9 protein-coding genes are annotated in these 7,890 nt (G+C 55.2%); 2 read left to right on the top strand and 7 right to left on the bottom strand.

The window, feature by feature from the left end; all coding sequences use genetic code 11:
* Window positions 1-126: 126 nt before the first annotated feature.
* Window positions 127-702: a hypothetical protein gene (locus tag ACWIUF_RS01690; protein WP_448570443.1), complete on the bottom strand. Its 576-nt coding sequence runs from the start codon at window positions 700-702 to the stop codon at window positions 127-129.
* 189 nt (window positions 703-891) lie between these two features.
* Between ACWIUF_RS01690 and ACWIUF_RS01685 the strand changes: the two genes are divergently transcribed.
* Complete coding sequence (locus tag ACWIUF_RS01685) at window positions 892-1,893, top strand: exopolysaccharide biosynthesis polyprenyl glycosylphosphotransferase (RefSeq protein ID WP_448570442.1); 1,002 nt, start codon at window positions 892-894, stop codon at window positions 1,891-1,893.
* A gap of 25 nt (window positions 1,894-1,918) precedes the next feature.
* Here the strand turns inward: ACWIUF_RS01685 and thiS are convergent, their stop codons facing one another.
* The 5 genes from thiS to ACWIUF_RS01660 all read right to left on the bottom strand — a co-directional run bounded on the left by thiS (window position 1,919) and on the right by ACWIUF_RS01660 (window position 6,163).
* On the bottom strand, window positions 1,919-2,149 hold the full coding sequence (gene thiS / locus ACWIUF_RS01680) for a sulfur carrier protein ThiS (RefSeq protein WP_448570441.1): 231 nt from the start codon (window positions 2,147-2,149) through the stop codon (window positions 1,919-1,921).
* A 147-nt stretch (window positions 2,150-2,296) separates the two neighbouring features.
* The gene (locus tag ACWIUF_RS01675; protein WP_448570440.1) at window positions 2,297-3,373 is read right to left on the bottom strand and encodes a thiamine phosphate synthase; all 1,077 of its coding nucleotides are present in this window, start codon (window positions 3,371-3,373) and stop codon (window positions 2,297-2,299) included.
* 258 nt (window positions 3,374-3,631) lie between these two features.
* On the bottom strand, window positions 3,632-4,516 hold the full coding sequence (locus ACWIUF_RS01670; RefSeq protein WP_448570439.1) for a hypothetical protein: 885 nt from the start codon (window positions 4,514-4,516) through the stop codon (window positions 3,632-3,634).
* A gap of 12 nt (window positions 4,517-4,528) precedes the next feature.
* Window positions 4,529-5,041 carry a hypothetical protein gene (locus tag ACWIUF_RS01665; protein WP_448570438.1) on the bottom strand — a complete coding sequence of 171 codons (513 nt, stop codon included), beginning with the start codon at window positions 5,039-5,041 and terminating at the stop codon, window positions 4,529-4,531.
* Between the two features lie 93 nt (window positions 5,042-5,134).
* On the bottom strand, window positions 5,135-6,163 hold the full coding sequence (locus ACWIUF_RS01660; RefSeq protein ID WP_448570437.1) for a retroviral-like aspartic protease family protein: 1,029 nt from the start codon (window positions 6,161-6,163) through the stop codon (window positions 5,135-5,137).
* A 137-nt stretch (window positions 6,164-6,300) separates the two neighbouring features.
* Between ACWIUF_RS01660 and carA the strand changes: the two genes are divergently transcribed.
* On the top strand, window positions 6,301-7,461 hold the full coding sequence (gene carA, locus ACWIUF_RS01655) for a glutamine-hydrolyzing carbamoyl-phosphate synthase small subunit (protein WP_448570436.1): 1,161 nt from the start codon (window positions 6,301-6,303) through the stop codon (window positions 7,459-7,461).
* Between the two features lie 56 nt (window positions 7,462-7,517).
* Here the strand turns inward: carA and ACWIUF_RS01650 are convergent.
* A partial coding sequence (locus tag ACWIUF_RS01650; RefSeq protein WP_448570435.1) for a DUF4351 domain-containing protein occupies window positions 7,518-7,890 on the bottom strand: 373 nt, incomplete at its 5' end.

Raw genomic sequence — 7,890 nt, 5'->3', positions numbered from 1 at the left:
GACAAAGCTGCTTCAAGATCAATTTGACAAGCTTCGGGAATGAGGCTATCATAGAACATCATTTTTTATTTGTTAGAGGACAGAATACTGCATTCTGTCCCTTTTTTCCATCGCTTAACCTAACTTTCAACACTTCTGGCCCACACCACCTTTATTGTTGTAGACACAAATGGTTAAAGCTCTGGGCGATCGCTCTAGGTGCTGCTTAAACCGCTGAATAATACTGCGAATATTATTCTTATCTATGGCCAGAGTGCGAGTCGTCGGTACCACTACTTTGCCATGCCGACGTAATAATTGCACATGGCTGGCATTCGTAATAATGCCCCATTGGGTTCTCGCACAATTCTTGCCCATGAGATATTTATGTAATTGCTTACGCGCCTGGAGATATTGGGGAGTTCCTTCCGGTAGACCAGGAAACTGATCCTGTAAATTAATTTTAGTACCACTACTGTTAGCCCTAGCCTTAGCTTCCAACAAGACCTCTGGATTGAGCTTGTCGTGCATGAACTCTGGCTCGCCATCGACATTTCGCCGCGCAGCACAGTCTACGCTGCCATTTCCTGTGCTGAACTCAGGAATGATTTCTGAGGAGCTAAACCCTAGGGCTGTTAATAGGGGAAAGGCAAATTCCTTGACAATCAGCGATTCATTGCTTTCATTTGGCAATAAGCTATCGAGAATTTCGTCCCAGTTCATAATTCGTAACTTACTGGCTGTTGCTAGTGCCGGGGTAAGATGCCAGCCCCGTTTAGAGTAGCCCCACCCCCCGATCTCTGTCCCTGTATAATAATAAGGATAGGAAGGTGAGTGTGAAAAACGATAAAAAAAATTTACCCATGATAACAAATATGATCTCCAAAGACACCCTCCTCAGTCAATGACACCATGTCTTTTCCTGCCCCTAATGAACTTTTCCCTGTGACGGTTGTGGGTGACGTATACCTCATTCAGACCCCACCTCGGCTAACGGTGCAGGTTGTTGTCCCGTTTAAACAATGCTGGGAAACCCTGTGTCGCCAGTCTCCCCTACCAAAGCGGCTAATTCTGGATATGGGACGCACAGTTTTTATGGATAGTAGTGGGGTCGGCGTGTTAGTCCGCATCGTCAGCTTGTCCCAGGTACAAAACAATATTGAAACCATTCTGTGGAGCTTAAATGATCAGCCGAAAACCGTCTTGAAGGTCAGTGGCCTATTCCAGTTTTTTCAAATTGACGATCGGACAACTGCGATCGTGACTGCTGACTTGATGAATGCCGAAGATCCCCTATCGGCCACCCATCCTTCCGTGCGATCGCGATGGAAACGGTTGATGGATATTAGTGGCGCGATCGTGGGGCTATGGATTACGGGCCTATTGCTTCCCTTCATTGCGCTGGCCATCCGTTGGGAAAGTCCTGGTCCAATTTTCTTCGGGCAAATCCGCTTAGGATTAACGGGGAAGCCCTTTCGGATGTGGAAGTTTCGCTCAATGGTCATCAACGCTGAAGCCCTTAAAGCCGACATTCCCAACGAAGCCTCCGGAGCCATTTTTAAAAATCAGAATGATCCCCGTGTTACCCGTGTGGGTCGTTTTCTCCGGCGCACCAGTTTAGATGAATTGCCCCAATTCTGGAACGTCCTGCGGGGAGAAATGAGCCTAGTCGGCACGCGCCCGCCTACCCCTCAGGAGGTTGGTATCTATGAAATTCCCCAGTGGCAACGGTTGGATGTCAAACCAGGCATGACGGGTGAATGGCAGGTAAATGGCCGCTCCCAAGTCCGCAATTTTGAAGACATTATTGCCCTAGATCTGCGTTATCAAGAAAATTGGAGCCTCTGGTATGACTGCCAACTAATTCTTAAAACGATTTGGATCATCTTCCAGAAAAACTCCGGTGCCGTCTAATCTCCTCTCTCCTCTCTCCTCTCTCCTATCCCCCCCCTACGATCGTCACAATTTCCAAGCGATCGCCCGCCTGCATCACGGTTGTTGGCCAAAATTGGCGATGGAGGATTTCACCGTTATATTCCACCGCAATCAGACGGGGGTTTAGACCCAGTTGGGCCAGAAAGTCAGGCAAGGCCGTTTGGGGAGCACAGGTTTTCGGTTCCCCATTAACCTGGAGAGTAATCCAGGATTCAGGCGCAGAAGCTGAAGACATCGGTAATCGTTAAAACGCGCAAAAAAAACACAAAACATAGAAAAAGCAGAAAGCCTAGGCGGGTTGATCGCGATCGGGGGTATTCTGCCCAGATTTGGGGGTAACCCGCCCCGACCCAAAACCTGGGGTAATCCTTGGGGAAGGGCTTCACGCCTTGGCGGCCTCCAGGGAGCGCAATTTCCGAGCTTGGGTTAACTGGGACAGGAAATATTGGGTAATCAGCGTTGGCTGATCAGCTTCCATGATGGCCCGCACCACCGCCACCCGCTCCGCACGGGCCAGCAGCACCTCACCGAGGGACTCGGCATCAATCCCCCCGATCGCGAACCAGGGAATCGGCGCATTTTCCACGGCATAACGGACATATTCCAAACCCGCCGGGGCCTTATTGGGCTTAGTCGGTGTCGCAAACACAGGACCCACACCAATATAATCGGCTCCTTCTTGCACCGCCCGTTCCATTTCCTGGGGATTGCTGGTCGATCGCCCAATAATCCGATGGGGTCCCAAAAGCTGCCGCGCAAAGGCGATCGGGACATCCCGTTGCCCCAAGTGTACGCCATCCGCATTGACCGCTAGGGCCAGATCAATGCGATCGTTCATGATAAACAGGGCACCGTAGTGGTGGCAGAGTTGGCGCAACCGTTCCGCCCGCTCCAACCGCGTGAGATCATCCGCCTCCTTATCCCGGTACTGGAGCAGCGTCACGCCCCCCCGCAAGGCACCCTCGACGATCGCAAACAGGTTATCCGAGTCAGTGGTGATCAGGTACAGGGCCGCACTTTCGAGCTTCTGACGGCGATCGTAGGTCAGTAACTTACTTTCCAGGGTGTAAACCCGATAGCGGATTTGCTTACAGGCTTCACTCATCTGGGTGTCGTAGAGTTTGCTGTACTCCTCCAACACCCGCAGGGCTTCCTGCACCCGTGCCAGATTGACGGATAACACCTGGGCAAGATCCGATCGCTGACGTTCGTGGGTGTGGGTCAACTCCGTCCCCGGATCATCCGGCGTATTGCGAGAGGCCCGCATTTCGGGGCGATGCCACTGGCCGAGTTCCTGCCGCAGTTGTTTGCACTCTTCCGTTAACTGGGATTGGTTCAGACCAAAGCGACACCACTCTTCAATAATGCGTAAGCCCTCCCGTGCCCGATCCAGGTTGGCATCAAGAATCCGGTAGGTAGCAGGTTGCATTAACTGGCTTGGGCTACGTCCTGCGTTCATGAACAGCGTCCCTAATTCTGACTCAATCGTATCAGTCTAGTTCGGCGATCGGGCCTTGCCTAGGGTTAGGGGGGGCGCAGTTGGATATTTCAGCGAACAAATCAACCGTGGGGTAGGCATCCTGCCGGCCCATGTCCACCCAGTAACAGCCGCGACGGCTATCCCACAAACTAGCAACCGCCGCGACGGCTACCTGAGCCGTAACATCGCGGCAGCTATCCCACCAACAATAACCGGAACCCCTATCCCACCTAAGGGTTAAATTTCCGCAACCGCCCGTTCCACAAGGCGACGGGCTAGGGTTTGGATGCCCGTATGGCGGTAGTACTTCACATTCATATCCAGCAATGCCCCCACATAGTCCGCCTTGTCATCGGTGAACTCAACCACGCTGCGTAGGTTACCGAGCAACTTGTCACGGGTGATGCCGTGGGACGAGACAAAGGTTTCCATCCAGCCCCGCGTGGCCCCAAAGCTTTCGGTAATGAAGCCCAATTTCCCCGCCGGATTGTTGCCGGGGATCAGATCCTTCACCCCCTTAAAGGTCTGGTTGCTCTCCAATTCCGTGGGACTGGTACCCGTTAGGGTATTCAGGGCTTGTTCCGCAAAGGTGGGGCCGAGGGGAATGATGCCGTCAAAGCAAACCAAGGCCGCCATGCGCATCAGGGACTCACCGCTGTAGTCCGCGATCGCGGCGAGAAAATCCCCCACACTATCCCCCGGAATGCCATTGATCTGGCAAAAGGCGACAATTTCCGTTACCAGCTTGACTCCCAGATCAATACTTTGAGCCTTCTCCGGTTTAGGGGTGAAGTTTTGCAAAAAACCGAGGAACGTATCCTGCCCAATCCGATTCGCCAAGGCCGCAGTCCCCAGGAGACCCGATGCCGAATCCACGGTTTCGTAGAGCCACAGTGCCCGCTGGTAACCTTGGGACTTGTCATTGAACAGGGTGACGGCCCGCTCCCCAATTTGTTTAACCAGAGCCGGATCAGTTTCCCGCGTCACCGTCCGAATCGTGTTGTCAAACCCAACCAGGTTCTGCCATTGGCCCGGAATCACAAAATCCAACGCCTTCAGGGCCATGACCGTCAGCCCCCCGGTGGGCAGGTCATCCACTAATTCATAAATCGCTTTACTCACGCTGCTACTCCTCTATTGCAAACCGGCTAAACCGTTAAGGTCAAACTTTTCTAGCCAAATCACGCGATCGGCGCGGGTAAAGGCATCATCACGGGACAATACCTTCACCTGATAGCGATCGCCCACCAATACCGCCGTCGTCTGGGTGCCCTGGTCTACGGCTGGATAGCCGCCAATTTTTTCCGTACTCTGCTGGAACTTAGCGGCTGCCCCCGTTCCCGTCGTATCGTTAATCGCCAGCATGGCGACATCCTTACCCTCCCGTTTCAGCTTATATTCCGCAAATCCTTTTTTCTCCTGAGCCGGGACCACCTGATAGCCATCCGCCGACTTCGGGAAAAAGCGGTTGAATTCGCCCCCCTGGGTCGCCTCGGGCGCAACGGCTGGCGCAGCCCCCCGCTGACTCGTTTCCTCCTGCACCTGGGCATAGGGCGACGGCGGCTCCGCCGGACCACAGGCCGTCACCAACAGCAACAAACTTAAAAACAAGGGGGCCAGGACCCGCCGCCAACGAACCATCAACATGGGGTTTCTCCTCAATTTTTGGATTGCCTGAAAGGCTAAACAATTCAAAATTCAACATTCAAAATTCAAAACTCCCCGCGCCCAATACTGACCCTACCCACTCCGGGCATGGAACTCGATTACGGACTCCCGGATCACGAGATCATGGTCAGCAAAGAAGTCTTGTCCCAACAGGCCGATCGCTAAGGCAGGACTCGCGATCGCGACGGGCACTTGCCGGATTACCCGCCCCCCAACCGCGATCGAGTCCACAACCCCGACGGGCATTTGCACATTGGCGGCTGTGGCGGTATTCACGGTGGCCGTGTGTTGGGGCACAACGCCTAACATCCGGGCCATGTCCTGGGTAATGACGGTGCCGCTCGCTCCCGTATCGACAATCATCTCAAACTGGTAGCGCCCATTGAACACTACCTCAATCACGGGTGTGCCGCCTTCGCGACGTTTAATCGGCACCTGGATGCTGTTGGGTGATGCGGGTGTTTCCCGCGCTGGTATCGTCGCGGCTGAGGCTTGGGCACGTCCGGGCGGGGCTACCGGGACCAAGGTCCCCTGTTCATTAGACCGCAGGGCCACCGCTGGCGATCGCGGGGTGGGCGATTCTCCGGTGGAGACGCTGCGCGAACGCTGGGCCTGTTGTTGGGCGTGGGTTTGTTGACGCTGATAGTCTGCCAGCTTCGCGGCAACTTGGGCAAATTGCGGATGGGTGTTGGGGACGGCTTTTAACCAGGTAACAGCCGCCTGCCAGCGATCGGCCACCAATTGCCAGTCCGATGGGGCAGCGGCGGATTGACTCAGGCGCAAGGCGCTGGTTGCCTTGGCGATCGCCTCCGCATAGGGATCAGCCGTCCCGACCGGATTGGGGGCTGCCCCAGGGGGGGACTCCGGTTGCACCAAGGGAGAACTTGCCGGCAGGGAATTCGTAGGTGGGGGACTGGTGGCTGGGGAACTGGTGGCGATTCTCCTGCGGAGAGGCTGCGCGATCGCAGGCGGGGAGGTTGGGGGCAAATCCTGGTTGACCTGATCAGTTGTCAGGCGATCGCAGGCCATGAGCGCGATCGCCCCCACGGCAAGCCAAAGGCAGCGAGGTCCAGCCCAAGAACGGAACGGAGCAAAAAACATGGCACGGAGCGGAACAGTGCCCCTCCATGCTAGCAAACCCTGTGATCACCTGTTGACATAATGCGGGCGACAGCCTGCTTGCCTGCCCAGAATCCCGTGCGATAATAAATCCTCGATCTTGCGGTTGGCTAAACATTATGGCTTCTGACCCGACTCCGGCAATTCTGGTTTTGGCTGATGGGACCGTTTATGAAGGCTTCTCCTTTGGCGCACCGGGCACAGTGATTGGGGAAGTGGTATTCAACACAGGTATGACGGGCTATCAGGAGGTCCTTACCGATCCCAGCTATTGCGGCCAGATTGTTACCTTTACCTACCCAGAGTTGGGGAATACAGGGGTCAATCCTGAAGATGAAGAATCAGCCCATCCCCAAGTACGCGGCACGATCGCTCAAAATATTGCGGCACGGCCTAGTAATTGGCGATCGACCCAATCCCTCTCGGATTACCTGAAGCAACACCAGATTCCTGGCATCTACGGCATTGATACCCGCGCCCTCACCCGCAAAATCCGCAGTTTCGGTGCCCTCAACGGCGGCATCTCCACCGAGATCCTCGATCCCAAGGAACTCCTAGCCCAGGTCAAAGCCGCCCCCTCAATGGCCGGTCTTAACCTCGTGCCCCAGGTGACCACCCCGGAAATTTACGAATGGACCGAACCCACCGCTAGCCATTGGGAATTCAGTCCCAGTGCCCAGGCCAGTACCGATGATCCCCTGCGGGTAGTGGCGATCGACTTTGGGGTGAAGCGCAATATCCTGCGTCGGTTGGCCAGCTACGGCTGTCGCGTCATTGTTGTCCCCGCGAACACCCCTGCCGAAACGATCCTCAGCTACGATCCCGATGGCATTTTCCTCTCCAATGGTCCTGGGGACCCGGCAGCCGTGACGGATGGGATTGCGACGACCCAAGCCCTCCTCGCAGCCCAAAAACCCATCTTCGGTATTTGCCTGGGCCACCAAATCCTGGGCAGTTCCCTCGGTGCCCAAACCTTCAAGCTCAAATTTGGCCATCGCGGCCTCAACCAGCCTGCTGGTCTACAGCGCAAGGTGGAGATCACCAGCCAGAACCACGGTTTTGCGATTACCCCGGAAAGCCTTTCGGATGACATTGAAGTGACTCACCTTAATCTTAACGATCGCACCGTCGCGGGCCTTCGCCACAAAACCCTCCCCTTCTTCTCGGTGCAATATCACCCGGAAGCCAGCCCCGGTCCCCACGATGCGGATTACCTGTTCGAGCAATTTATCCAGTCCATGCGCGAGTACCGCCAGCAACGGCAAGCCCAACCCGCCTAAACCATGACTGTTCCGCGTTTGCGAGCCTCCCCAACGGGAAATCGCCCTGCTGCGGGTTAGGTATTGTGGTCAAACCAGGCGGCAATGTCTTCCGGCTGCGTAAAGTCGATTAATGCCTCCCCTAGGGCTTCCAACTGATCCGCCGAGAGCGATCGCAGCCGCCCCTCTAAACCTGCGCCAAGATCCCCAAACCGCCGTTGTAGCTGCCGCTGCACCAAAGCCCTCTCCCGCTGTAGCCCTTGTTGTAGACCCTGTTGTAGCCCTTGTTGTAGACCCTGTTGTAGACCTTGTTGTAGCCCTTGGCTCAGGATGTCTTGATAGATCACGGATTCCTTCACAATCTCCTCCCGTAAGATTTGCTGAATGACGGCCTTCTCCAATACTAAACCGGCCAAAATGGCGGTGGCGGCGGTGACGTTACGCTGGGCG

It is taken from the genome of Trichothermofontia sp. (genome assembly GCF_053493415.1).
The sequence above is the reverse complement of the archived record's forward strand: the minus strand, read 5'-3'. Positions and strand labels throughout refer to the sequence as shown.

Coding starts and splice junctions, on each gene's coding strand:
- ACWIUF_RS01690 (WP_448570443.1), bottom strand. CDS start 702: ATGAACTGGGACGAAATTCTCGATAGCTTATTGCCAAATGAAAGCAAT.
- ACWIUF_RS01685 (WP_448570442.1), top strand. CDS start 892: ATGTCTTTTCCTGCCCCTAATGAACTTTTCCCTGTGACGGTTGTGGGT.
- thiS (WP_448570441.1), bottom strand. CDS start 2,149: ATGTCTTCAGCTTCTGCGCCTGAATCCTGGATTACTCTCCAGGTTAAT.
- ACWIUF_RS01675 (WP_448570440.1), bottom strand. CDS start 3,373: ATGAACGCAGGACGTAGCCCAAGCCAGTTAATGCAACCTGCTACCTAC.
- ACWIUF_RS01665 (WP_448570438.1), bottom strand. CDS start 5,041: ATGTTGATGGTTCGTTGGCGGCGGGTCCTGGCCCCCTTGTTTTTAAGT.
- ACWIUF_RS01660 (WP_448570437.1), bottom strand. CDS start 6,163: ATGTTTTTTGCTCCGTTCCGTTCTTGGGCTGGACCTCGCTGCCTTTGG.
- carA (WP_448570436.1), top strand. CDS start 6,301: ATGGCTTCTGACCCGACTCCGGCAATTCTGGTTTTGGCTGATGGGACC.